The sequence below is a fragment of the Chloroflexota bacterium genome, from assembly GCA_020161265.1.
In the GTDB taxonomy this organism is placed as follows: domain Bacteria; phylum Chloroflexota; class Chloroflexia; order Chloroflexales; family Herpetosiphonaceae; genus Herpetosiphon.
This window is the reverse complement of the sequence record JAIUOC010000002.1, coordinates 578,471-603,530: the sequence shown is the minus strand read 5'-3', so window position 1 is coordinate 603,530 and position 25,060 is coordinate 578,471. Positions and strand designations below refer to the sequence as shown.

The window sequence follows — 25,060 nt, the reverse complement described above, 5'->3', positions numbered from 1 at the left end:
TCCTCCCTTGTTCTTGAGTAACTTAAGTTAGAATATTAATTTAGGACTATCGGCACGCATCTAGAAGATGTAGTTATGGTATAGTTTTGCTTTGATTGAAGTGATTGAGGCTGACCTGCGTTTTGATTCATACAGAAGGAAATCCATTGTGACGAAGTTAATTCTGGCACCTGAGGTGCAAGCAGCGTTTGCCAATGGCCAACCAGTCGTGGCCTTGGAGTCTACTGTGATTAGCCATGGCTTGCCGTACCCGCATAATCGTGAGATTGCTTTGCAACTTGAGGCGACTGTACGAGCGGGGGGAGCCGTGCCTGCCACGATTGCCGTAATTCAAGGGCAAGTGCATGTTGGGCTAACCAACGAGCAAATTGAGCATTTTGCCACGGCCAAGGATGTGCTCAAACTTAGCCGCCGCGATATTGGCTACGCGGTAGCTGCTGGTCGCGATGGTGCTACCACGGTTGCGGCAACCATGGCCATCGCCGAGTTGGCGGGCATTCAGGTGTTTGCAACTGGCGGGATTGGCGGCGTGCATCGCGGTGCTCGCGATACCTGGGACGTTTCAGCCGATCTTGGGGAGTTAGGCAAAAGCTCGGTTTTAGTGGTTTGCGCTGGCGCTAAATCGATTCTTGATTTGTCAGCAACGCTTGAAGTGCTTGAAACCTATGGTGTGCCTGTGGTTGGCTATACGACTGAAGAGTTGCCTGCTTTCTATAGTGCTCACAGTGGTTTGCAATTGGGTCGCCGCGTTGATGACCCAGCTCAAGCCGCCGCCGCATGGGCGGCGCATCGAGTGTATGGCGGGGGCAGTGGCATGGTTTTGGCAGTGCCACCACCAGTTGAAAAAGCGCTTGATCCTCAATTTGTCGAGGCGGCAATTGGTCGGGCAATTGCCCAAGCCGAAGCAGCAGGCATTCGTGGCGCAGCAGTTACGCCATTTTTGCTGAGCGCTATGGCCCGCGAAACCGAAGGCGAAAGCATCGCCACTAACACCGCTTTACTTAATAATAATGCTCAGGTGGCTGCTCAAGTTGCAGTTGCTTTGTTCCAATCAGTTTAAGTTATTCAAGGAGTTTTTCGCATGTCTCAACCTCGTCGTGGTCGTCGCCAAGTGGGCCAAAAATCGCGTTTGCCATTGTTTTTTGGCATTGGGGCCGTGCTATTGGTGATTGTGGTGATTGCCGTTGTGGTGCTTAATGGTGGTGGAGATAAAGTTGACAAGGTGACGGTTGCCGAAGGAACGACAGCACCCTCAACGACTGGGGTTGTTCAAGAATTGCCCGATGAAGGCCAACAACACGTTGCCGATGGCGAAAAAGTCGCCTACAAGCAGAATCCCCCAACCTCTGGCAGCCACTGGGCTGGCCCTGCTCAATGGGGTCTCTACCAAACCAATCCCCCCGAAGATGAACGGATTGTGCACAACATGGAGCATGGTGGGGTGATTATTTGGTTCAAGCCCAGCGCAGTCAGCGCCGCCGAAAACGATCAATTGGTTAAATTGTTTACGGCCTTGAGCGCTGAACAATATCGCACGATTTTGGTTAGCCGCGAAAATATGGATACCAAAATTGCCATGACGGCTTGGAACCATCGCCAATTGCTTGATAGTGTTGATGAAACCGCAATTCGTGCCTTCTTCGATGAGTTTATTCTCAAAGGACCAGAGTGCGTTAACTTGCGCTGTCCTCAATAGGCTTGGTTAAAAAAATGCGCCCACTTCAAATGATGAAGTGGGCGCATTTTTTGTTGATCAATTTAAACTAGTTGCCGTAGCGCCAGCGGCGATAGTGTTGGCCTACATTGCCCATCTCAACCTGAAAGGCAGGCGCATTGGTTGGGGTATAGGTCAAGATCCGCCGTTCAAAGGCTTGGACTAACATCCATGTTTCAGTGCCACCAAGTTTGGCCCGCATCCAGTAGGCATCGCTCAGTGGGTAGCCGAAAGCAAACACCCAATCAACGACTTGTTTATCGTTGACAAAGCGGCCATTTTCATAGACCGTGCCCGTTTGGTTCATAAAATTCCAGAAGACATCGGGAATATTATGTTGGGTTTGGCTCACATAATGGGCGTTGGTGACAACGCTTGGTGCAGTAATGCCACTGGTCGTCGCATCGCGCTTGAGTTGAGTGCTGATAGTTTGGCCAGTTTTATCGGGCTGGCTGGTCAATACATTGCGCAGTGAGCTATAGCCCGGTGCAACATCGTTAATTGCCCGTGGATCGCCGCCCAAAGCTTCATCAGCTGGGATACGTTGTTCAAACGAGCTATCACCAATCTGCACTTGGCCGCGAATCATCTCGACCACCAATAACCCATTGGTGACGAACCATGGCTGGTTGCGATCGCCATTGGGATTATTAACTTCCATACGTGATTTATCGAAATATTGGACGAGCCGTGTGCTACCACCATATGGCTCGTACTGGCCTTTGGCGATTGCTGGCCCCCAAACCCATGAGCGGCTGGTGCGGCCATCTTGGACGGGCTTATCGGTGCGTTGCCAGGTTTTTTCAAAGTTGGCATCGGCAAAGCCATCAGGAATTGGCGGCACATTATTTTTGAAGGCACTAATTTTTTCGCGTGAAATATCGAGGTATAAGTTACCATAACCTTGGCTTGGCTCAAGTTGGCTGCCTTCATACCATTCATTCCAACTCGTTAAAATGATCGCCTTGGGTTGATAATTGATCGCCGTATCCCAGCCAGCGCGATAGTAGTTGCCGTTTTCGCGGTCGCGGAAGTGGCCGTTGCGATAGAGCAAATCATCATAACCAGGCATAACAGTCGCGACAAATGGTTTGTTACTATTGCGGCTGCTGTTATATTCGCGCAAGTTGCGGCTATATGAAATCATCGCATCGCCTTGCTTGCGTTCCCACGTGATATCGAAAAAGTGAATCGCATCGAACACATCGAGCAGGCTGAAGTTGACCCCGCCCCCAAGCCAAAATTGATTGCGATTGGGATCAACCCGACTGCGCAAATCAGTCCAATCGCTGAGCGAGCCACGGCCACCAGGCAAAATTGTATCATTCCAGAAGACGAAAACTGGCTTGCCATCCCAGCGCCAATAGGCATTGCTGCTGGCGAGGCCAGCCATTTCACGCATATTATCGACAATTGCCTGAGTTGAGTTGAGCGTACCATCGGCTACCGGATCAACGCTGAAAACTACGTTGAAATTGCCTTCTTGCTCGGCTAATTGCAGCAAGCGAGCACATGTATAGCGCCAAGTACAAATAAAACCATCGATGCCAGCATTTTTGGCTTGGCGAATATGGTTGAGCATGGTGCTATCGCGGTCGCTCTCGTAGAGTTCCAGCGGGCGGTCGCGAATTTTGTCGAGATACCAGGTTTGGCTGCCCCACCAGCCATAGTAGTAGGCAAAAACCGGACGCGAAGGCTCGGCGGCACTGGTTGAGGGCGAATTCGAGGGGATGAGAATCAGGCTCAAAATCAAGCCCAGCAGGATCACAATCCGTCGCATGTTTGCTCCTTTCGTCCACTGCGACTCAGGTACTTGGTATTGTACAAGCAAAAAGGGCAAAAAGGGATTCGTTATTAGGGATCATGGCCAGTTTATTCTGATCCACGAAGGACACGAAGCGCACGAAGGCCGAAACCACCAAGGGCTCGAAGAACGCGAAGGCACCTTTAGCCACAGCTGAGCACAGATTTGTTTGATTATGGTTCTTCATCCCTCATAATTTATCCTTCATCCTGCTTAACGCTGCGCCTCTGGGTTAATTCCTGACCCCTGACCCCTAGCCCCTAAATCGTCTGGATTATGCTCTTTCATCCTTCATCCTTCATCCCTCATCCCTCCAAATTGTCCTACCTTGATTGTTTGACAAAACCATGGTCGTTGTGTACACTACCGCCCTATAAGACCCTCTACTTTCTCCCAATCCAACCCGCTACCATTGCAGGTAGCCGTCGTTCAATGATTGCACCTTTGAGTTGAATGTGGCTTTTAAGGAGGTTTTTGCCTCATCACTAAAACCATGTATGGCTTTGGGCTAGCCAGTTTTAGGCTTTCCTCGCTTTTAAACAAGGAGCAACTGGAATTATGAAACGTTTCCTTTCATTCTCGCTCGTCTTGACCATGATCATGGTGATTTTGGCCGCATGTGGCACCCAAACTGGTGGAACAACCAAAACTACCGTCACGATTGTTAGTAGCTTACCCCGCACCGGTTCCTCAAAAGGACAAACAGATACCATTGTAAACGCCATCAAGATGCGTTTAGAAGAAGCCAAATACACCGCGTGCGATGGGAATGTTGAGATCAAGTATGAAGATCTTGACGATGCAACCGCAGCTAAAGGCGCTTGGGATGAAGCGAAAGAAGCCGAAAACGCTAATGCTGCTGCTTCAAACAAAGATGTGATGGTCTATATCGGTACCTTCAACTCAGGTGCTGCCAAGATCTCGATTCCGATCTTGAACAATGCTGGAATTGTGATGATCAGCCCTGCTAACACCTACCCTGGCTTGACTAAGGATGGCAAAGGTGCTGAAGGCGAACCAGCAGTTTACTATCCCAAAGGTACCCGCAACTACACCCGCGTGGTGCCAGCCGACGACTTGCAAGGTGCTGCCGCAGGCAACTGGGCCAAAGAATTGGGCGTAACCAATGTCTACATCTTGGATGATACCGAGTTGTATGGCAAAGGCATTGCTGACGTATTTGCTGCTACCGCTGAAAAGAATGGCATCAAGATTGCAGGCCGCGATAGCATCGATGCCAAAGCTAGCGATTACAAAGCGTTGATGTCGAAAATCGCTGCTACCAACCCCGACATGATCTACTTCGGTGGCATTACCCAAAGCAACGCAGGCCAATTGGTCAAAGACATGCGGGCTGCTGGCATGACCGCTGATAAAGTTAAGTTCATGGGTCCAGACGGGATCTTCGAACAAGCCTTTATCGACGCTGCTGGTGCTGATAACGCTGAAGGCGTTTATGCAACCTTCGGTGGCGTTCCACCAGCCAAGCTTGAAGGCAAAGGTGCCGAATGGTACAACGCCTACAAGACCAAATTCAACGCTGAGCCAGAAGCTTACGCTGTCTACGGCTATGAATCAACCAACGTAGCGTTGGCTGCGATCAACCAATCATGTGCTAGCGTCAACCGCGAAACCATCTTGAAGAACGTTTTCGCAACCAAAGATTTTGATGGCGTGTTGGGCAAATGGGGCTTCGACGCAAGCGGCGACACCACCTTGACCCAAATGAGCGGCCAACAAATCAAGGGTGGCGCGTTCGAATTCGTTCAAGTCCTCAAGTAAGCTTAGATACCGTTTCCAAGGGACGATCCTTTGCTGATCGTCCCTTTCCCCTGTGTGGATTGTGTCGTTGCCAGCCCCTTGCTGGGTACAGAGGAATAACGCGCTATGGCAGCATCTCAAACTCCAACGTCGCCGCAGTCGGCTCCGCTTGTACCACGTGAGCCATTTCTGACCAAGCGACGGGCTTTTACACTTGTCGGCCTGATTATCTTCCTCGGATTCTTTGCCATTCCCATTTACCAAACGATTTTGCTTGAGATGATTGGCGATACAGGTCAACTCATGCAACAGATCGTCATTGGCTTGACCAAAGGCACCTACATTGCAGTGATTGCATTAGGCTATACCTTGGTCTATGGGATTTTGGAGTTGATCAACTTTGCCCACGGTGATCTATTTATGATCGGGGCATTTCTTTCGTTGATCTTTATTAGTTTATTTGGCTTAGACCCCAAAACCAGCTCAGGCTTAACGATTTTCTTTTCGTTAATTGCCATTTTGGGCTTAGTGATGCTTTGTACAGCGTTCTTGAATGCTGGGATTGAGCGCTTTGCCTATCGACCATTGCGCAATGCCCCACGTTTGGCTCCCTTGATTTCAGCGATTGGCATGTCGTTTGTCTTGCAGAATGTTGGGATTTTCTTGGGCGATGGCCTGATTTGGGGCAAAGCGGCTGATGCCATTGGTTCCGATGCCCTTGAACGAGTTTCCACCGCCATGGGCAGCCAATCAGTTGCGCCGAAAAACATTCCCGACTTGTTACCAAAGGAACAAGTCTTTTTTATCCCTGCTGGGCTGAATTTTAGTTATAAAGATCTCTTGGTAGTCGTTGTAAGTCTTGGCTTGCTCGCGGGCTTATATTCGTTTGTGCGTTTTACCAAACTTGGTAAAGCAATTCGTGCAACGGCTCAAGACCGTGATGCAGCACGTTTGATGGGCATCAACGCCGACCGCACCATCTCTGTAACCTTCCTTATTGGTGGCGCGTTGGGCGGTGCTGCTGGTATGATCGTTGGTCTCTACAACGGAACTGCCTTATTTACCATGGGTTTTACCGCTGGCTTGCTTTCGTTTACGGCGGCAGTGCTTGGTGGCATTGGCAATATCCTTGGTTCGGCTTTGGGTGGTTTGCTGATTGGGTTGATCCTTGCATTGAGCGATCAATATATTGGCGCACGCTGGTCGAATGCGGTGATTTTCGCCATTCTTGTCTTGATTTTGCTCTTCCGACCAACTGGTTTGCTCGGACAAGAAGGTGGCCAAAAAGCCTAGAAACGAGGATTGTATGCCAAATACAAAGCGCTATTTGATAACTGGTGGAATTGGCTTTGCAGTCGGGACATTCTTTTTATGGAATTACCCGAACCTTGCGCTTGGCTCGGCAATAATTGGTGGTCTGGTCATTGCCGCGCTCTGTTTGCTGTATAGTGCGCCCTTACCCGATATGGTTAAAGGTGGCTTAATTGCTGGTTTGTTCGGCGCGGTCATGACAATTGTCTATGGCCCCGATAAGCCAGGTGTGGCGATTATTGCGGGTATGCTCAGTGGTTTGGGCGCTGGTTTGCTAGCATTTCAACGCAAACCACAAGCAACACCCCAAGATGGAGCTGCTTTGGGCGCTGGGGCTGGCGCAATTGCTGGCGCTTGGACGGCCCTTGCCCTCTTTTTAACCGCCTTTGTGATCGCTCCCGCCGCTGGGGTTGATGCTAGCGAGTTTGCCGAGCATTTATCCGAAACCGTGATTTTAGCTCATGCGATGGGCTTAGCCAGTGATATTCTGATTTTGCTGTTTGTCTTGGTCTTTTGTACCATCACGGGCGCATTATTGGGGGCGGCAGCGGGTGCAGCACGGGCTTTGCCGTTGCGGCCTAATATCCCACTGTTAGCGGTGATTGCCCTGCCGGTGATCTTGATTCCCTTGATTGATCGCGCTGGCAACTTGCTTTTGCTCGATGCCTTGATCCCAATTTATATCTTTATTCTGTTGGCCTTGGGCTTGAACATTGTGGTGGGTTATGCAGGCTTGCTTGACTTAGGTTATGCAGCCTTCTTTGCAATTGGTGCCTATACCACCGCTATGCTCTCATCGCCGCACCTTGGCATCAACATTAGTTTTTGGTTGGTGATTTGGGTGGCGGCGGCGGTCGCGGCAATTGCTGGTTTGGCCTTGGGTGCGCCCACACTACCCTTAAGGGGCGACTATTTGGCGATTGTGACCCTTGGTTTCGGCGAAATTGTACCGATTCTCTTCCGCAACCTTGGTGGTGGCCCGCCCACGGGAACCTTGACCTTGCGCTTCTTTGGCCTGCCAATTGGGATTGAACAGATGGACTTAACTGGTGGTAATAAAGGGATTAACCCAATCTCGCCGCCAAATTTGCCGTTGATTGGCAATTTTGAGCCATCGAACAAAATTCCTTGGTATTACCTGTTGATTATCATCATGGGCTTGGCGATTTTCTTCATCAACCGCTTGCGTGATTCACGCCAAGGCCGCGCTTGGATGGCCATGCGCGAGGATGAATTAGCCGCCGATGCAATGGGCATCAATGTGGTACGCACCAAATTGCTCGCCTTCTCGATGGGGGCAATGTTCTCAGGCTTTGGTGGTGCGTTCTATGGCGCATTCATCGGGGCAATTTTCCCAAGCTCATTCGACTTTAGCGTTTCAATCATCTTGCTCTGTATGGTGATTCTCGGTGGTTTGGGCAATATGGCCGGGGTGATTGTCGGTGGCCTGCTGATTCAGGGCGCTGATAAGATGTTTATCCCCAAAGGTGCCGAATTATTCCGCGATATTGCTGACCAGAGAGCCCTCACCACCGGTGGTAGTACGGTCGGGGTTTCCGCCCTACAAGATCTGACCCAACAACGTTTATTGTTGTTTGGCATCGTGTTGGTGGTGATGATGCTGATTCGACCGGAAGGCCTGTTGCCTAACGAGCGTCGCAAAGCCGAATTACATTCCGATGATGATCCGATCAATATCAATAGCGTGGCAGCCGAGGCGGATGCTGATCCGTCGTTGGCGGCGTAGGAGACCTGCATGGCACCTTTGCTGCTAGCTCGCGGCATTACCAAGCGTTTTGGTGGCCTAACCGCCGTGAGCGATGTTTCATTTGAGATTGAAAAAGGTTCGATTGTTGGGCTGATTGGCCCCAACGGTGCTGGTAAAACCACCTTTTTCAATATGATTACTGGTTTGTACACGCCCAGCGATGGCGACATGATTTTCGATGGTCAGCGGATCAACGGCACAAAGCCTAGCGAAGTAACCAAGCTGGGGATTGGCCGAACCTTCCAAAATATTCGTTTGTTTGCGCATATGACGGCGCTTGAAAATGTTTTGGTTGGCCAGCATTGCCGTATGCATACTGGCTTGTTGGGCACGCTTTTCCGTACTCCCAGCATGCGAGCCGAGGAAAAAGAAGCACGGCATAAAGCCTTTGAGTTGCTTGAATATGTCGGTTTAGGCCGTAACAGTGCCGACGAAATGGCCAAAAATCTGCCGTATGGCGATCAGCGCCGTTTGGAAGTGGCCCGGGCCTTGGCAACTAACCCCAAACTGTTGTTGCTCGATGAGCCAACCGCTGGCATGAACCCCAAAGAAACCGATGCCTTGACCAAGTTGATCTATCAGGTGCGTGATGAGCGCGATCTGACGGTACTGCTGATCGAACACGATATGAAAGTGGTCATGGGTATTTCCGAGCGGGTGACCGTACTTGATCGCGGGATTAAAATTTCCGAAGGCTTGCCACGCGAAGTCCAAACTGATCCCAAGGTTGTCGAGGCCTATCTTGGCACAGGTCATGCCGCCAAGGGCAAAGGCGGCGGCGCTCCGGTGTTTGATAAAGCCTAAGGCTGGGGATTGGTTGTTGGGGATCGGGGGTCGGGTTTGAAGTCGCGAAGAGCGCGAAGAATGCTACGTCGATTAGCATAATTCAAATCTTCTGGACAACGACCCGAGCACTGTGGCCTAGCATTCATGGTTGCCTAGAGAAGGATCGCATTGGATGATCGGGTATTTCATCCTTCATCCCTCATCCTTCATCCTTTAATGATAAGGACATTCGCGATGTTGCAATTGCAAAATGTACATACCTATTACGGCAACATTCATGCGCTCAAGGGCATTTCGCTGGAGATTAATCAAGGCGAGATTGTGACCCTAATTGGCTCGAATGGCGCTGGGAAAAGCACAACCTTGCGGACAATCTCTGGCATTACGCCGCCCCGCACAGGCCAAGTGTTGTTTGAAGGCAAGCCGCTCAATGGTGTGCCCGCCCATAAAATTGTTTCGCAGGGTATTTCGCAATCGCCTGAAGGTCGGCGGATTTTTGCCAACCTTACTGTGCGCGAAAACCTAGAAATGGGCGCATTCACCCGCAACGATAAAGCTGAAATTGCTAGCGACATGGATCGGGTGTTTGAGCTATTTCCACGCTTGAAGGAGCGGGTTGCTCAGCGTGGCGGCACGCTCTCTGGTGGCGAGCAGCAAATGTTGGCAATTGGCCGCGCTTTGATGTCGCGGCCTCGCTTGCTGTTGCTCGATGAACCATCGATGGGGTTAGCCCCAGTGTTGGTTGACCTGATTTTTGAAATTATTCAAAATATCAACAGCCAAGGCACAACCATTTTGGTGGTTGAGCAAAACGCTTTGATGGCGTTAGGCATTGCCCATCGAGCCTATGTGCTGCAAACTGGGGCAATTGTTAAGGCAGGCGATGCCGCAACGTTGCGCGAAGATGAAGATGTGCAAAAGGCCTACCTGGGGATGGAATGAGCGACCGAGTTTTTTTGGCGCATCTGCGCGATCAAGCCGAGTTTGTGGCTGGCGATGGTTGCCATTTGCGCGAATTGTTGCATCCAGCTCAGCAGCAAGTTCACATTGGCTATAGTTTAGCCCATGCCTACGTTGATGTTGGTTGTCGTACTACCGATCACTGGCTTGAACAATCTGAGGTATACTACATTATCGCTGGACATGGAACGATGGTGCTTGATGGTCAGGCCCATGCGATCGAGGCTGGCTCGTATTACTATATTCCGCCACGTTGCTCACAATGGTTGCGCAACGATGGCGAACAACGCTTAGAGTTTTTATGTATCGTCGAGCCGCCTTGGACGGCAGCAGGCGAGACAATTACTGAGTAGCCTCGCTGATGAGTCTTTGGGCGCGGGTCTTCCCGCGCTTTTTTGTCGTCTCTGTTCCAACCAGCATTGAACTCTTTATTGACACACCAAGGTGGAACACGATGGTTTTTGGATTAACAGCTTTGGCAGTAGTGGCCTATTCGGGATTGTCACTGCTCTTCAAGGCGCTTGCTAGTCGGACCCGTCCGGCCCAGATGGTTTATGCTTCAAGTGTGATTGCAACAATTTGTGGGCTAATCTATTTTATCGCCAGCGGTGAATCGTGGTCGTGGCCGGCGGCGATTTTGGCCTTTTTGGCTGGCGTGACCTTTTATTTTGCCACGATTGCCCGCGCCAAAGCCTTGGAGCATTCGCCTGCCTCATTGGTTTTTGCGATTAGCAATTTGGATTTAGTGATTGCTGGAGTGATGATTCTACTCTTGCCCGCCGCTTGGAATATGCTGCAAGTTGGCTCGGTCACGATCAATTTGCCTTCGCAGGCTGGTAATCCTACGCTGGGCAATCTACTGGCTTGTGTATTAACCGCAGTCGCCGTGCTCATTGGCGCTCAAGTTAAAGGTAGCGAGAAACTAAGCAACGCCACCTATGTTTGTTTAGGCTTGTTGGTGGTTTCAAGTTTTGCTGCTGTGACCTATGCGCGTAATTTTGGGGCACAAATTGGATTGTTGATGTTTGTTGATTTTGCGGCTGGGGTGATTCCTGGCTTGCACCTTACACCGCAAGTGCGCCGCCACGAATGGGGTTGGGGTGCGGTAGTTGGCTTGATCACCTTCGGTGGTTTTGTGGCGATGATGCATGCCCAAGCCATGTCCGACGCGGCAACGCTGCCATTTGTGCTGCTAGCAATTAACCTCAAAACGCCAATTACGGCGATTATTGCTGTGCCATTGTTCCGCGAACAATTAACTGCCCGCAAAATCATCGCGATTAGTTTAGCAACCCTCGCCTTGTTTATTTGGCAAATCTAGTGAAGAACATAGAGCATAGAACATAGAACATAAAATGATCTTGGGTGTTATTGGAAGTTAGTTTTTTAACCACGAAGGACACGAAGGGTTCAGGATTCAGGGGCGAGGGGTCAGCTTGGCATTACCGAACTCAAGCGTCAATCCTGACTCCTGATCGCTGGCTCCTGACCCCTAAATCGTCTCTGTGCCTCTGCGTTAAATGCCCCTAAATCCTATGTTCTATGCTCTTATATCATCCTTTGCGCCCAAATTGGCGTTCGATTTGGCCTTGGGTGATTTGGAGCATGGTTGGGCGGCCATGCGGGCAGGTGCGCGGCATTTCGCAGCGCTCAAGTTGTTGCAAAAGCTGGCGCATCTCTTCGTGGGTCAGGGTTTTGCCCGCGCGAATTGAGCTATGACAGGCGATCGTGGTCAACATTTTTTCACGTCGATCGTCGCTAGTGGCTCCGCCTTCATAACTTAAATGATCAGCGATTTCCATCAATGCCGTAGCAATTTGGCCAACATGCAAGCCACTTGGCACCGCTCGCAACATTAATGTGCCTTCGCCAAATTCCTCGGCCTCAAAGCCCCATTGCTCTAAATCGACCAAATGAGCGCTGAGCAAGCGGGTGACCGCTGGTGGTAATTCAATCGGTTGCGCTAACATCAGGGTTTGGCGTTCAATTGGCACATCCTGATGTTCGGCCATCAAGCGCTCATACACCACCCGTTCGTGGGCCGCATGCTGATCGACCAAATACATACCATCGCTGCTTTCGGCCACAATATAGGTTTCGTTAACTTGGCCAACCACCCGTAACATGGGCAATTTGGCCTCGCCTGGGGCTGGCATACTCGGCGCATACGCCGAATCAAAAGCCTGTTGTTGCGGCGGCAAGAAGCTGCTGGCTTGGCTGGTGGTTGGAGTTTCAAACCGCGTTTGTTTCGCGATTGGCGGCAAATTCACGGTCGAATCAAAATCATCATCAGGATAATTATTGACCTGAGGGCGTGGCGCTGCTGGCGCATCATCAAACAAGGGTGCATCATTGCTTGCGCCACGTCGTTCACCATTGGGCGAGCGTAATTCGACCCGCCGATTGACACTTTCATTGGCTCCAAAGCCTGTCCAAGCCCGAATAGTGCTTTGAGCGGCCAAGGCTTCGCGCACCGCTTTGGTCAATGCGCCATAGACATGCGATTGATTGCGGAATTTGACTTCGCTCTTGGTTGGATGCACATTCACATCAACCGCTTCTGGCTCAAGCTCAATATTCAAGGCCACAATCGGATGCCGACCCTTCATTAATAAGGTATGGTAGGCCTCTTCGATCATATAGACCAAATTGCCTTGCGGCTTGATCCAGCGCTGATTAACGAATAGGTGCATATACGAACGGGCAGCGCGAAAGGTCGAGGGCTGGCTGACAAAGCCGTGGACCCGCACGGTTTCATCTTCGGCTTCCGAGGTACGATCAACACTAATCATCTCGCGGCCAACATCAATCCCATACAATTCGATTAAGGCATCGAGCAAGCGTCCATTGCCTGGAGTTTGCAAAGCCAGCTTGCCATCGAGCAGCAAGGTCCAGCGAATGTTGGGGTAGGCCAAGGCATATTGGGTAACGATCGTGCTGATTTGGCTCATTTCGGTAGCATCGGAGCGCATAAATTTGAGCCGTGCTGGGGTGTTATAAAACAGATTGCGGATTGTGAAGGTTGTGCCAACTGAGCAGCCACGCGGCGTTTTAGCCTGAATTTCGCCGCCTGCGATCCGCAATTCAGTGCCAACTTCATCGGCAGCAGTGCGGGTAAGGCAGGTTACTTGAGCAACTGAGGCGATTGACGGCAAGGCTTCGCCACGAAAACCCAGCGTGCGAATCGAAAATAAATCTTCAATTTCGGTTACCTTGCTGGTGGCATGGCGCAAAAATGCCGTTTCAACCTCGTCGCTGGCAATGCCACAGCCATTATCTTGAATGCGCAACTCGCGTTTGCCGCCCTCGCGTGCCTCGACCCGAATCTCGGTAGCGCCAGCATCGACCGAATTTTCGATTAATTCTTTGACAACCGAGGCTGGGCGTTCAACCACCTCGCCAGCAGCGATTTGGGCGGCTAAAGTTGGGTCTAAAACACGAATTGGCATTGCTCAGGCTCCTCGTAGATACACATTCTGCCTTGCTATTGTAGCATAAATTGGGCTTTTTAGCATAAATGAGCTAGTTTGGAATGGAGATCGGGAGCACTGAAACCGCGAAGAGCACGAAGAACGCGAAGGCTGGGAGTTGGGGTAATGGAAATAATCCAGAAAGCAAATTAAGCGTTGAAACCGCGAAGAGCACGAAGAACGCAAAGGCTGGGAGTTGGCAGAAACAATGAGATCGCCAATCCAGACATTGGAGATCTTAGCAGCCTTCGTGTTCTTCGCGGTTAGATCACACCTATCACATCCGCTCATCAACGCGAGCTAGCACAAACTTGAGATAGCGGCCTTCATTAAAATGCGCTGGTACTGGGTGATCGAGCGCTTGCCCAGCTTCATGAATGATTCGCAATTGCTGATCAGTTTGGGCAGCAGCTTCGCCCAGCATCAAGCGAAAATTGGCGGGCGAAAGTTGGCTGGTACAACTGGCCGAGGCCAATAGCCCACCCTTAGCCACACATTGAATCGCTAAGACATTGAGTTTGACATAAGCACGAGTTGCTGCATGAATATTCTTCTTCGAGCGAGCAAACGAAGGCGGGTCGAGAATCACCAAATCATAGGTTTCGCCACGCTGAATCGTGCGACTGAGAAAATCGAAGCAATCGCGGGCCAAAAAGCGCTGATGTTCGTTCATCAAGCCATTGAGCATAAAATTTTGCTCAGCATCGTGGGCAGCAGCTGGTGCAATATCGACGCTGGTGGTGGCAGTTGCTCCGCCCCGAGCAGCGTATAACGAAAATGCCCCAGTATATGAGAAGCAATTGAGCACCGTTTTACCATTGCTCCATTGTTCAATGGTATGGCGGTTTTCACGATGATCAAGGAATAAGCCAGTTTTCTGGCCCTCAAACAAATTAGCAATTAATTTAAGGCCATGTTCTTCGATCACCAATTGAGCTGGTGGCAATTCGCCCCACAACAACTCAATTTTGCCAGTTTCATCGTCGTTTTCGCTATCGTCGCGGCGGCGGCGCACTACGCCCCGCAGTTGCGGCACGCTAGCTTGTAAGGCTTTGACCACATCGGCAATCAATACCTCAACACAATCGGCGTAGGTCGCGATCACGGCATATTGATTATAGAGATCAACGGTGATCCCTGGTAGGCCATCGCCCTCGCCAAACAGCAAACGATAGGCAGTGGTGGCAGTTTGGCGCAACGGTTCACGCGCTTGCCATGCTTGCTGCACAACCGTTTTGATCCAGTTGGCATCGGGCTGCATGCGGCTCGAAAAAATGCGTAGAGCGATCGGCGAGCGAGCATCCCACAAGCCAAATCCTTGCCAATTGCCACAGTGTAGCCGCACCCATGTGCCGCTGGCTAAACGAGTACTAGGCGGCACATGGTCGCGGTAGACCCATGGATGGCCGGCCTGAAGATGAGCCTTTAGCTGGGTTGGCAAGTTGATTGTTGGCATTGAACGGGCGGCCACACACGACTCCTCTAGACTGCCGATGGCACGTATCCGCGCACCATCTGCAATAAATCTTGAACATCAAACGGCTTAGAAAGATAATTGGTATAGCCAGCACTGAAGGCGCGTTGGCGGTCTTCGTCGGCGGCATGTGCGGTGACGGCGATCACCGGAATATGTGCTAAATCAGGCTGCATGCGAATTTCGCGAATCAGCGTCCAACCATCTTTGACTGGCAGTCCTACATCGAGTAGTACAAGTGCTGGGCGATGTTGGCGCATATATTCAATTAATTGCAGCCCGCCACTCAGCGTGCGCACACTATAGCCATAGCGAGTCAACATGCGCATGACTAATTCGGCTAACGCTGGTGTATCATCAACAACCACGATATGTTGCATAATCTGCAATACCCCCGTAATGTGGATCGATTTAAAAACCTCGCAAAGGTCAGGTTTCCTGCGTCCAATCGCCTAATCTCATGTAGCTACCTAGGCAGGTATCATGCCAAGAGTACGCGATTGTGCTACTTGAATGGATGACTTTAATCCTAGCTTACGAGGGTGAGTTTACTTCCGAGCTTACCAACTTGCGCAATAAATCACAATTCGACTGAGCCAAGCTGCGGTTGGGTGATCGTTGGTAGTACCACGCTGGTTTGATCGCCGTCGCTAGTGTGTTGGCTGCCGCGCTCAAGCGGATTTGAGACAAAGGCAATTGGTAAGACCTCATCCATATGTTCAACCGCAACCACGGTTATTTGGCGGCGCACATTGTTGGGCACTTCTTCCAAATCACGCAAATTCTTTTTGGGAATCAGCATGGTGGTGATGCCTGCGCGATATGCCCCTAAAATTTTGTCACGCAGCCCGCCGATTGGCAGCACTCGCCCGCGCAGGGTGATTTCGCCAGTCATGGCCACATCGCGGCGCAATGGCCGATGGGTTAAGGCTGAAATGACCGAACAGGCTAAAGTAATCCCTGCCGATGGCCCATCCTTGGGCACACCACCTTCGGGTACGTGAATATGAATATCGATTTTTTCGAAGCGTTTGCCATCGATCCCCAAACGGCGCGATGAGGCTCGGGCATACGAAAGCGCTGCTTGGGCTGATTCTTGCATCACATCGCCAAGTTGGCCAGTCAGGGTGGTTGTGCCTTTGCCATCAACAATCGCGGTTTCGATTGCGACCACATCGCCGCCGTTGCTCGACCAAACCATACCTGTCGCCACCCCGATTTCATCGCGATCATTGGCGCGGCTATAGTCAAACGGCGGCTGACCAAGAAAATCGGTGAGCATGGTTGGCGTGATTCGGCGTGGATAGCGCTTTTTCTCGGCGACACGGCGAGCAATTTTACGACAAATGCCGCCAATTTCGCGCTCAAGGTTGCGCACGCCCGCTTCCCAGGTGTAGGTGCGAATGATTTGGCGCAAGGCTTCATCGCTGATCGTAATCGGATGTTGCTTCAAGCCATTGGCCTCGATTTGCTTGGGAATCAAGAATTTACGGGCAATTTGCACTTTTTCTTCTTCGATATAGCCTGGTAGCTCAACAATCTCCATCCGATCAAGCAATGGCTCGTCGATTGGGTCGAGCATGTTGGCAGTGGTAATAAACATAATCTTCGAAAGATCATACGGCAGATCAAGGTAGTGATCGGCAAAGGTATTATTTTGCTCAGGATCAAGTACCTCAAGCAAGGCCGCTGCTGGGTCGCCGCGGAAATCATTGCCCAGCTTATCGATTTCATCAAGCATAAAAACTGGGTTGATCGTGCCTGCATCTTTCATGGTTTGGATGATGCGGCCTGGCATGGCTCCAATATAGGTGCGGCGATGGCCGCGAATTTCAGCCTCATCGTGCACGCCACCAAGCGAAAGCCGCACAAACTCGCGGCCTAACGCCTCGGCGACCGAACGGCCAAGGCTAGTTTTGCCGACACCTGGCGGGCCAACAAAACATAAAATTGGCGATTTGGTGCTATCACCAGCCAACATGCGCACGGCAATAAATTCTAAAATCCGTTCTTTGACTTTTTTCAAGCCATAGTGGTTGTTTTCGAGCACCTTGGCCGCCACTTCAAGATCAGCAACATCGGCGCTGGTTTTCGACCATGGCAGTTCTAACAACCAATCCAAATACGTCCGAATAACGCTATATTCAGGTGCAGCTGGCGGCATCATTTCCAAGCGACCAAGCTCTTCTAAGGCTTTGGCTTGGGCTTTGGCAGGCAAATTGGCCGCAACAATCCGATCATGCAGTTCATTCAATTCGCGGGTCAATGGATCTTCTTGGCCCAGCTCGGTTTGAATGGCCTTGAGTTGTTCGCGCAGGAAGAAATCCCGTTGCGATTTATCGACCTCTTTTTGCACCTGATTTTGAATGTGATGCTCTAATTCAAGCACATCGATCTCTTGTGAGAGCACCACACTCAGCCGCCGCAAGCGCTCTTCGATCTCAAAAAGTTCGAGTAATTGTTGACGACGCACGATATCAAGCGGCAAGGTCGAGGCGATTAAGTCGGCCAAGGCGCTAGCATCTTCAAGGTTGAGCGCAGCAACATAGGCATCATCGGGCATCGTGCGGCTTAGTTTGACCACTTTTTCGTAGGAAGCCAACACGCCGCGCATCATGGCCTCAATCGCCAAACTTGATTCATGATCTGGCTCGATGATCTGCACTTGGGCATTAATGTAGGGTTCAGTTGCCAGCCAATCGACGATTTGTACCCGCTGTTGGCCTTGCACTAAGACCGAGGTTGTGCCATCGGGCAGTTTTAGAACCCGTTCAATATGGGCAATCACCCCGACCTGATACAGTTGGCTGGTATCGTGCTCCTCGATTTCAATCGCTCGTTGAGCCACCGCGACAATTTGCCGATCGGCGCTCATCGCTGCTTCGATCGCAGCCATTGATAGCTCGCGGGCTACAAAAAGCGGGGTGACCATTGTTGGAAAAAGCACGGTATTGATGAGTGGAAGCACTGGTAATTCCAGCGTGGTTGCTGCCGGAATTTCATCCACCAACTGTCGATCATCTGCCATGGGTTACACCTTTTATCGCAATTTTGGCTTGGGTTGCTCGTTGAAACATACGGGGCATTATAGCACAGCCTTCTTGCGATCAACGGTTGCGGGCCAGTCTCAGGCTTTGGCAGATTAAGCTTGGTGGCGATCGTGAAGAAATTGTTACATAGCGTAGGCAAATTCCCACTTTAGCGGTTACGCTTGGCTGATTAAACTGAATCACGACAAAGGAGGATCGGTATGGCCACGCAACGGCAACAGGCTTTGAAGGTCTGGGGGAGGCTGCGATGATTACCGCAACGATGCGTGTTGGTGAATTGCTGGGACGGCATCCTGAGCTAGAAGATTGGCTCGTATTGAACGTGCCAAGGCTGGCTCGCCTGTCGAATCCACATTTGCGACGGATTTTAAGTCGTTGGTTGACACTCAGCCAATTGGCCCAAATGATGCACTTAGAAGTTGATCAATTGCTGATGGCGGTCAATCAGGCCTTAAATGCCACCAATCAGCCCGAAGGTACGCCCCAAGAGCCACCAGTCTGGCTGCAAGAACGGCCAATTTATCGCACAATTCAGGTTGATCAATTAACCAATGAAGTTGATGATCCGGTGCAATTGATTTTGCGTAGCGCCAAAGCAGTGCCCGCTGGTATGGTCTTATTATTAGTTAATTCATTTGATCCTCAGCCGATTAGTGCCGCTTTAGATCACCAAGGCTTTGTCAGTTGGCAACGGCCAAATCGTGAACGCTGGGATTGTTATCTTTATCGCCAATTGCCTGGCGAAGAGCAATGGTTTGCGGCTCGTCCAGTGCTGCAACAACCCACCGTGATCGATAATCGTGGCCTCAAAACGCCCTTGCCCTTGGTCAATACCTTGGAAGCCTTGACAACCTTGGAGCCAGGCCAGCAATTATTGACTTTGACTGATATTCAGCCAACCTATCTTTACCCGATGCTCGAAGAACGTGGGTTTATCTACAGTACTAGTCGGGCAATTGATTATGGCTATATCACCACGATCAATCGGCCATTGATCTCAGTTAATTGATTACCTCGATGGGGCAAGCAATGCTGCTGCCCCACTGGCTTTGGGATTTTTGGTTTAATCTGGGGCTTTACTTTTGTGTCAACTTGGATTATCATATCGGATATTACCGAAATGAAGGTTGAGCATGACAGCGGCACTCCCAACTGAAATTCAAGCTTTTCTGCGGGCATTGGGCAACGAAACCCGCCAAACGATTTTGTTTTTGTTTGCCAACCATCAGCAACTCACGGTCGGCGAAATTGCCGAACTTGCCCAAATTGGCCAATCGACCGCCTCGGAACACCTGACCATGCTCAAACGGGCGGGCTTGTTGATTTCGACCCGCCAAGGCAAAGAGGTGATTTACCAAGCCGATACTCAGCGGATGGTCGCCTATGCCGAGGAATTAGTGGTCTACTTAAAAACCTGTACCTACGAATAATTATTTTTTTATCAAACATATCGTTATATTCCGAAATGACGATATATTACAAGGAGCTAGCAATGCAAGCAATCGTTATTTTGGGTGGTTATGGCGTGGTTGGGTCGCAGATTGCCCAGATTTTGCGTCAGAGTCACCCTGATCTGCCGTTGATTTTGGCGGGGCGTAACCCGCAGCAAGCTCAGCAATTGGTCGCCGAACTTGGTGGGCCAACCAGCGCGGCGGCGATCGATGTGCTCAAGCCGCAACCATTGGCGGCATTGCAACCACAGGCGATTATCAATGCTGTCAATGACCCACATGATTATGTGTTGCAAGAAGCAGTGGCCCGTGGGATTCCCATGGTTGATATCACCCGTTGGACATCACGTTTACAACGAACCTTGGATGGGATTGATCGCAACACTCTGAAGGCTCCGTTGCTATTTGCCTCGCATTGGATGGCGGGCTTGGCCAGTGTGGTGGCGTTTGCGGCAACCCAGCAATTAGCCCAAACCGAACAGATGGATTTGCATGTGCTGTTTTCGCTCAAGGATAAAGCTGGGCCAAATTCAATTGAATATATGGAGCATATTACTACGCCGTTTACCATCACTGAAAAACATCAGCCAAGAGAGGTTTACCCGTATACTGAGCCGCAAACCGTGACCTTTCCCAATGGCTATCGCGCCAAAACCTATCGCTTTGATACGCCTGATCAATGGACATTGCCGCAAAGCACCAAGGCTGCGAGTGTTTCGGCCCGCATCACCTTTGATGATCGTTTGACCATGGGTTTGTTGTTGGGCTTGGCGCGTTCTGGCGTGTGGAAATTGTTGATGCATCGGCGCTTTGATCGTTTGCGCCATGCCTTGCTTTACAATCCTGGCAAGGGCGCGGCCCATGAATTGGTGTGGCAGATCAGCGGGCGTGATCATGCTGGTAAGGCCCAGCAATTGACCAAAACAATTGTTGATCGTCAAGGCCAAACCCACCTGACGGCAGTAGGCGCGGTGATTCAACTTGAAACAATGTTAGGGCTAGATGGTAGCCAAGCGTTTGCGCCAGGCATTTATTTTCCTGAGACAGCACCAAAATTGGTCTATGCTTTGGGTCGTATGCAGCAGCTTGGGGTGGAATTAAATTAATCGATCAAGCAGCGCCTTGCTAGGTTGTAAGGCGCTGCTTTGTATTAATCGGCCAACAAAAATGCACCATAAAGAATCAGACAATTAATCAGAATCATTGCCCCATGGAGTAGCAACTGGGTGCGTAACTGACGTTGTGCCCCAAAATCGACCGCGGCATGAAATGGTACAAAAAGTCCTTGTTCTGAATCAATGGCTGGTTCATAAATGCGAAAAAACAACATATCTCGTGTCCGATATGGCCCCTCGGTATAAACATTACGCAACATTGGCACATGTTTTCGCGCAATGATGAACCCAATCATTGCAACAACAATTAATTCACGATAGGCCAGTGGTAAAACCCCAATCAGCATCAGATAGAGCAACAGGGCAAAATATTGACCAATGCAGATCCAGCGCAAACTATGCAGCAAAAACCAGCGAATTTTTGTTTTGAAAAATGCATAACCATAACATAGGCTGATCCATGCAATTAAGCCGATCCCAATTATAAAGAGATACCAAAGCATCGAAAACCCTCGCTTATGCTCCCGTCCACACCCACCGCACCACTCCATACCGCCTCAACCCGCACTATGGGCGGCGCGGCGATGAGGTCGCGCCGCGCTCCGCCAGCGCTTGGATATGAACCATTACACGTATGTTCTATGCTTTTATCCCTAGTTTCGTACTCTTCATGTCCTTCGTGGATAAATTTTGTCTTTCATTACCCTATGTTCTATGTTCTTTGCTCTATGCTCTTACTCCCGACTCAATATACTCAAGGCTTTGGTGGCGGAAATAGGTGTTATACAATTCGGCATAATGACCAGCTTGATCGAGCAGGCCTTCGTGGCTACCAGTTTCGATAATTTCGCCCTTGCGCAGCACAATAATCCGGTCGGCATGGCGCACGGTCGAAAGGCGGTGGGCAATCACAATCGCTGTACGATCTTGCAAAATTACATCAAGCCCTTCTTGAATCAAGGCTTCGGTCAGCGGATCGATACTGGCAGTCGCTTCATCCAAAATCACAATCGCTGGATTTTGCAACAACACGCGGGCTAAGGCCACCAATTGGCGTTGGCCAAGCGAGAGATTGCCGCCACGCTCACCAACATCGGTATCAAGGCCATTCGGCAAGCTGCCCAGCCAATCGCCGCCGCCAACCAAGCGTGCCACAGTTTGCACTTCTTCATCAGAGGCATCGGGCTTGCCATAGCGAATATTCTCACGCACATTGCCATCGAATAAAAATGGCGTTTGGGTCACAATTCCTAGTTGGCTGCGATAATCGCCAAGATCAAGCTCGCGAATATCCACGCCATCAATTTCAATCGTGCCATGCTGAAACTCATAGAAACGGGCAATTAGTTTAGCGATGCTCGATTTACCAGAGCCTGTATGCCCAACTAAAGCAATCGTTTCACCTGGCTGAATTTCCAGGGAGAAATTGCGCAACACTGGCTCATCGGGGGTGTAGCTGAAATTAACTTGCTTGAAGTTGATGCGACCACGCACAGGCGTGAGTTTGCGATTATTATTTTGAACCACATTCGATTCTGCATCGATCAGGGCAAAAACTCGTTCGCCTGCGGCCAAACCAAGTTGAAATTGGCTCCAAAATGAGGCAATACTGGTCAGAGGGAACCAAAACATGGTCAAGCCTTGGACGAATAAGAACCAATCGCCAATGCTTAAACTTTCGTTATTGACCGAAACTGCGCCCCAGTAAACCAGCAAAGCCGTGCCAATCCCCGCCAAGCCGTTCATCAATGGGAAGATGCTACTAAACACAAAGCGAGTTTTTTGGTTGACGCTGCGCGATTTTTCGTTAACTTCATGAAACTCACTATAAATCACTGGCTCTTGGCGAAACGTTTTGGCCACGCCAATGCCACTGACCGTTTCTTGGATATGGCTGCTGACAGTCGCGGTCATGCGGCGTGATTGAGTAATTGTGCGGCGGGCAATTTTGCGGAAGCCCAACGCAAACAAAAAGATAATTGGCGCAAAACCCAGCAGGGTAAAAGTCAGTTTCACATCAATCGTAAACAGGTAGCCAATCAACAAACTGACCAGCAACAAGCGGCTGAGCAGATCGAGGGTTAGGGTCATCACCTGCGAAAAGGCTTGGGTATCGGAGTTGACCCGACTAACCACCTTGCCCGATTGAAAGGTATCGTAGAATGACATGTCGCGCTCAAGCACCGCATCGCAGGCATCTTCGCGCAAGGCGAGAACGACATCGCCTACAGCGCGGCTTGAAAGTTGCTGGCGAACTGCATTAAAGACCCATGCGAGGGTGGCAATCAGGCTCAAGCCAACCGCCAAATAGATGAAGGTGCTCAGGCTACGGTCAACTTGAAGCTGATCGATACTGATTGAAACAAAAATTGGTAAGGCTGTATCCAGCACTGCATTCAAAAAAATTGCTCCCGCTGCAATCGCCATGGCGCGGCGTTGCGGCGAGAAATAGCGCATGATGCGGCGCAATAACTGACCATCGGTATACGTCCGGTCATAGGCCTCGGCATCAAGCCCATCCATAATAAAGCCCATAATTCACCCCAAGTAGCTCAGATTTGCTGTTTATGACCTTGTTAGTATCGTTGATTTTACCCCAACTCACTACCGCCCTAAGTCGGATATCCACATCAAATATTAATTCAAATCAGGTTTGGTAACGGTAACCACGAAGAACACGAAGAGCACGAAGGGATGAGGGATCAGGGAGCAGTCATTGAAAGTACGAATTAAAGTACATCAAACTTGGGGATTGGCATAAACGCAATATCTCACAGTATCGTGATTCAAGGGCTAAGGAATGAGATTTTAATAAATAACCGAGACCTCAATTTGGGCAGTTCGCCGCTAGTCAAGGCTATTTGGTTCGTGTTATAGTGATAGGAGCGGTGTCAACTATTGTTAAGGATTTGCGGAGGTGTTATGACTGTTCAACAGATGCTCTGGAAGAGTGGCCCAACCGATGCGCCATTGCCCCCGGTTGCCGATGGCTCGTTTTTGGTGGGTAGTTTGCAGGCAATGCTCAGCGATCCAATTGATTTTTTCGTTAAGCAATATCAAAAATTTGGCCCGATTTTTCGCGTCAAAGCCCTCAACAATAAATTTACTATCTTGGCTGGACCTGAGGCCTGCCTCTTTTTAGCCCGTGAAGGCACCAAGCATTTTAGCTCATGGGATACTTGGCACTCGTTGGATAGTGAAATGGGTGCTTCGAAATCGCTGATCAGCGTTGATGGTGAGCAGCATTCGCGCTTGCGAGCCTTGCAAAAACGCGGTTATAGCCGCCAAACGATTGAAACGCAATTTCCCGAAGTGCTCAAGGTCGTTCATGGCTTTTTGGATCAATGGCAGGTTGGCACATCGAAAGCTACGGTAACCCAACTCCAACGCTTGATTACCGATGAATTGGGGATGTTGATTGCGGGCCAAGGCCCAGGTGATTATATTGATGATGTGCGGACATTTGTCCGAATCGCCCTCATGACCCACATCACGCGCCAACGCCCAGGCATTTTGCGCATGTTGCCTGAATATCGCCGTGCTCGCGACCGCAGCTTGGAATTAAGCAAGCAGGTGCTGAAAGCCCATCGTAGCGGCGCACGTGATGCCAACCGCCCGCCCAGCCTGATCGACGATATTATCGCTGCAACCAATGATCCTAGCTTAATGCCTGAGGGCGATTTGGTCATGACCGCCTTGGGTCCATACATCGCAGGTTTGGATACGGTTGCCAACACGATGGCGTTCTTGTTGTATGTGCTGACCACTAAGCCAGAACTATACGAACAAGTTGAGGCTGAAGCCGATGCACTGTTTGCTAATGGTGTGCCCGATCCAGCCGATTTGCGCAAAATGGAAGTGTTGCATCGCGTAGTGCTCGAAAATTTCCGCATGTATCCAATCGCGCCAGCCGTGCCACGCACCGTCAAAGCTCCGTTTGAATTTGGTGGCTATCGGGTTGATGCAGGCGCACGCACTTTGGTGGCAACGACGGTCGGCCATTTCTTGCCCGAACTCCACCCTGAGCCAGAAAAATTCGATATTGATCGCTATCTGGCTCCGCGTAATGAGCACCGCATTCCTGGGGCATTCGCACCATTTAGCACTGGCTCGCACACCTGTTTGGGCGCTGGCCTAGCCGAAGTGCAAATTATGCTGACCACCGCTGCATTATTGCACTATGCCAAATTCGAAGCTGATCCAATCGATTATAAATTGAAGAAAGTTTTTGCTCCAACCCCAGCCCCCGACAGTAGCTTCAAATTGCGCTTGGTCGCCCGCCGTAATAGCTAAATTAATTGAGTTAACGCGTTGATCGGCATGGATTCGTATCCATGCCGATTTTGTATTAGGGCTAATCGCTTGTGGTACCATACGCTGCGAAGCCACGATCAAC

At 50.4% G+C, this 25,060-nt stretch carries 20 protein-coding genes; 13 read left to right on the top strand and 7 right to left on the bottom strand.

Translation table 11 applies throughout. The annotated features are described in order from the left end of the window. Positions 1–148 precede the first annotated feature (148 nt). Positions 149–1,060, top strand: coding sequence for a pseudouridine-5'-phosphate glycosidase (locus LCH85_06990; protein MCA0351726.1), 912 nt, complete (start codon positions 149–151; stop codon positions 1,058–1,060). A gap of 21 nt (positions 1,061–1,081) precedes the next feature. Then, entirely contained in the window at positions 1,082–1,696 is a 615-nt protein-coding gene (locus tag LCH85_06985; GenBank protein ID MCA0351725.1) for a DUF3105 domain-containing protein, read from the top strand. Between the two features lie 67 nt (positions 1,697–1,763). On the opposite strand, the gene LCH85_06980 is transcribed toward LCH85_06985, so the two are convergent. Further along, on the bottom strand, positions 1,764–3,494 hold the full coding sequence (locus tag LCH85_06980) for a glycoside hydrolase family 99-like domain-containing protein (GenBank protein ID MCA0351724.1): 1,731 nt from the start codon (positions 3,492–3,494) through the stop codon (positions 1,764–1,766). Between the two features lie 582 nt (positions 3,495–4,076). On the opposite strand from LCH85_06980, the gene LCH85_06975 reads away from it, so the two are divergent. From LCH85_06975 to LCH85_06945, 7 genes are all read left to right on the top strand, one after another. After that, complete coding sequence (locus LCH85_06975) at positions 4,077–5,300, top strand: branched-chain amino acid ABC transporter substrate-binding protein (protein ID MCA0351723.1); 1,224 nt, start codon at positions 4,077–4,079, stop codon at positions 5,298–5,300. Between the two features lie 258 nt (positions 5,301–5,558). Beyond that, positions 5,559–6,572 carry a branched-chain amino acid ABC transporter permease gene (locus LCH85_06970; protein MCA0351722.1) on the top strand — a complete coding sequence of 338 codons (1,014 nt, stop codon included), beginning with the start codon at positions 5,559–5,561 and terminating at the stop codon, positions 6,570–6,572. Positions 6,573–6,585: 13 nt separating this feature from the next. Next, on the top strand, positions 6,586–8,337 hold the full coding sequence (locus LCH85_06965) for a branched-chain amino acid ABC transporter permease (GenBank protein ID MCA0351721.1): 1,752 nt from the start codon (positions 6,586–6,588) through the stop codon (positions 8,335–8,337). A 9-nt stretch (positions 8,338–8,346) separates the two neighbouring features. After that, complete coding sequence (locus LCH85_06960; GenBank protein MCA0351720.1) at positions 8,347–9,162, top strand: ABC transporter ATP-binding protein; 816 nt, start codon at positions 8,347–8,349, stop codon at positions 9,160–9,162. Between the two features lie 216 nt (positions 9,163–9,378). Then, positions 9,379–10,086, top strand: coding sequence for an ABC transporter ATP-binding protein (locus LCH85_06955; GenBank protein ID MCA0351719.1), 708 nt, complete (start codon positions 9,379–9,381; stop codon positions 10,084–10,086). Next, positions 10,083–10,457 carry a cupin domain-containing protein gene (locus tag LCH85_06950; GenBank protein ID MCA0351718.1) on the top strand — a complete coding sequence of 125 codons (375 nt, stop codon included), beginning with the start codon at positions 10,083–10,085 and terminating at the stop codon, positions 10,455–10,457. The genes LCH85_06955 and LCH85_06950 overlap by 4 nt, the downstream gene beginning before the upstream one ends. Before the next feature lie 101 nt (positions 10,458–10,558). Beyond that, entirely contained in the window at positions 10,559–11,425 is an 867-nt protein-coding gene (locus LCH85_06945) for a hypothetical protein (protein MCA0351717.1), read from the top strand. 232 nt (positions 11,426–11,657) lie between these two features. Here LCH85_06945 and mutL read toward each other — a convergent pair whose 3' ends face one another. The 4 genes from mutL to lon form a co-directional block, all read right to left on the bottom strand. Next, on the bottom strand, positions 11,658–13,553 hold the full coding sequence (gene mutL / locus LCH85_06940; protein ID MCA0351716.1) for a DNA mismatch repair endonuclease MutL: 1,896 nt from the start codon (positions 13,551–13,553) through the stop codon (positions 11,658–11,660). 298 nt (positions 13,554–13,851) lie between these two features. Further along, a complete protein-coding gene (locus LCH85_06935; GenBank protein ID MCA0351715.1) occupies positions 13,852–15,045 on the bottom strand; it encodes a class I SAM-dependent rRNA methyltransferase in 1,194 nt (397 codons plus the stop codon). Between the two features lie 11 nt (positions 15,046–15,056). Beyond that, positions 15,057–15,428 (bottom strand): response regulator, encoded by a 372-nt coding sequence (locus LCH85_06930; GenBank protein MCA0351714.1) that lies wholly within the window; start codon positions 15,426–15,428, stop codon positions 15,057–15,059. A gap of 200 nt (positions 15,429–15,628) precedes the next feature. Beyond that, positions 15,629–18,076, bottom strand: a complete 2,448-nt coding sequence (gene lon / locus LCH85_06925) for an endopeptidase La (GenBank protein MCA0351713.1) — start codon at positions 18,074–18,076, stop codon at positions 15,629–15,631. A 269-nt stretch (positions 18,077–18,345) separates the two neighbouring features. On the opposite strand from lon, the gene LCH85_06920 reads away from it, so the two are divergent. The 3 genes from LCH85_06920 to LCH85_06910 all read left to right on the top strand — a co-directional run bounded on the left by LCH85_06920 (position 18,346) and on the right by LCH85_06910 (position 20,655). After that, the gene (locus tag LCH85_06920; protein ID MCA0351712.1) at positions 18,346–19,107 is read left to right on the top strand and encodes a DUF2249 domain-containing protein; all 762 of its coding nucleotides are present in this window, start codon (positions 18,346–18,348) and stop codon (positions 19,105–19,107) included. Between the two features lie 124 nt (positions 19,108–19,231). Continuing rightward, a complete protein-coding gene (locus tag LCH85_06915) occupies positions 19,232–19,528 on the top strand; it encodes a metalloregulator ArsR/SmtB family transcription factor (GenBank protein MCA0351711.1) in 297 nt (98 codons plus the stop codon). A 62-nt stretch (positions 19,529–19,590) separates the two neighbouring features. Then, a complete protein-coding gene (locus LCH85_06910) occupies positions 19,591–20,655 on the top strand; it encodes a saccharopine dehydrogenase NADP-binding domain-containing protein (GenBank protein ID MCA0351710.1) in 1,065 nt (354 codons plus the stop codon). Positions 20,656–20,699: 44 nt separating this feature from the next. Here LCH85_06910 and LCH85_06905 read toward each other — a convergent pair whose 3' ends face one another. Then, complete coding sequence (locus LCH85_06905; GenBank protein MCA0351709.1) at positions 20,700–21,167, bottom strand: hypothetical protein; 468 nt, start codon at positions 21,165–21,167, stop codon at positions 20,700–20,702. A gap of 223 nt (positions 21,168–21,390) precedes the next feature. After that, entirely contained in the window at positions 21,391–23,199 is a 1,809-nt protein-coding gene (locus LCH85_06900) for an ABC transporter ATP-binding protein/permease (GenBank protein ID MCA0351708.1), read from the bottom strand. Positions 23,200–23,586: 387 nt separating this feature from the next. Here LCH85_06900 and LCH85_06895 point away from each other — a divergent pair, with 387 nt between their 5' ends. Further along, positions 23,587–24,957: a cytochrome P450 gene (locus tag LCH85_06895; protein MCA0351707.1), complete on the top strand. Its 1,371-nt coding sequence runs from the start codon at positions 23,587–23,589 to the stop codon at positions 24,955–24,957. The last annotated feature ends 103 nt before the right edge of the window (positions 24,958–25,060 follow it).

Coding starts and splice junctions, on each gene's coding strand:
- LCH85_06930 (MCA0351714.1), bottom strand. CDS start 15,428: ATGCAACATATCGTGGTTGTTGATGATACACCAGCGTTAGCCGAATTA.
- lon (MCA0351713.1), bottom strand. CDS start 18,076: ATGGCAGATGATCGACAGTTGGTGGATGAAATTCCGGCAGCAACCACG.
- LCH85_06895 (MCA0351707.1), top strand. CDS start 23,587: ATGACTGTTCAACAGATGCTCTGGAAGAGTGGCCCAACCGATGCGCCA.
- LCH85_06950 (MCA0351718.1), top strand. CDS start 10,083: ATGAGCGACCGAGTTTTTTTGGCGCATCTGCGCGATCAAGCCGAGTTT.
- mutL (MCA0351716.1), bottom strand. CDS start 13,553: ATGCCAATTCGTGTTTTAGACCCAACTTTAGCCGCCCAAATCGCTGCT.
- LCH85_06900 (MCA0351708.1), bottom strand. CDS start 23,199: ATGGGCTTTATTATGGATGGGCTTGATGCCGAGGCCTATGACCGGACG.
- LCH85_06905 (MCA0351709.1), bottom strand. CDS start 21,167: ATGCTTTGGTATCTCTTTATAATTGGGATCGGCTTAATTGCATGGATC.
- LCH85_06970 (MCA0351722.1), top strand. CDS start 5,559: ATGATTGGCGATACAGGTCAACTCATGCAACAGATCGTCATTGGCTTG.
- LCH85_06915 (MCA0351711.1), top strand. CDS start 19,232: ATGACAGCGGCACTCCCAACTGAAATTCAAGCTTTTCTGCGGGCATTG.
- LCH85_06920 (MCA0351712.1), top strand. CDS start 18,346: ATGATTACCGCAACGATGCGTGTTGGTGAATTGCTGGGACGGCATCCT.
- LCH85_06955 (MCA0351719.1), top strand. CDS start 9,379: ATGTTGCAATTGCAAAATGTACATACCTATTACGGCAACATTCATGCG.
- LCH85_06910 (MCA0351710.1), top strand. CDS start 19,591: ATGCAAGCAATCGTTATTTTGGGTGGTTATGGCGTGGTTGGGTCGCAG.
- LCH85_06965 (MCA0351721.1), top strand. CDS start 6,586: ATGCCAAATACAAAGCGCTATTTGATAACTGGTGGAATTGGCTTTGCA.
- LCH85_06975 (MCA0351723.1), top strand. CDS start 4,077: ATGAAACGTTTCCTTTCATTCTCGCTCGTCTTGACCATGATCATGGTG.
- LCH85_06980 (MCA0351724.1), bottom strand. CDS start 3,494: ATGCGACGGATTGTGATCCTGCTGGGCTTGATTTTGAGCCTGATTCTC.
- LCH85_06945 (MCA0351717.1), top strand. CDS start 10,559: ATGGTTTTTGGATTAACAGCTTTGGCAGTAGTGGCCTATTCGGGATTG.
- LCH85_06985 (MCA0351725.1), top strand. CDS start 1,082: ATGTCTCAACCTCGTCGTGGTCGTCGCCAAGTGGGCCAAAAATCGCGT.
- LCH85_06960 (MCA0351720.1), top strand. CDS start 8,347: ATGGCACCTTTGCTGCTAGCTCGCGGCATTACCAAGCGTTTTGGTGGC.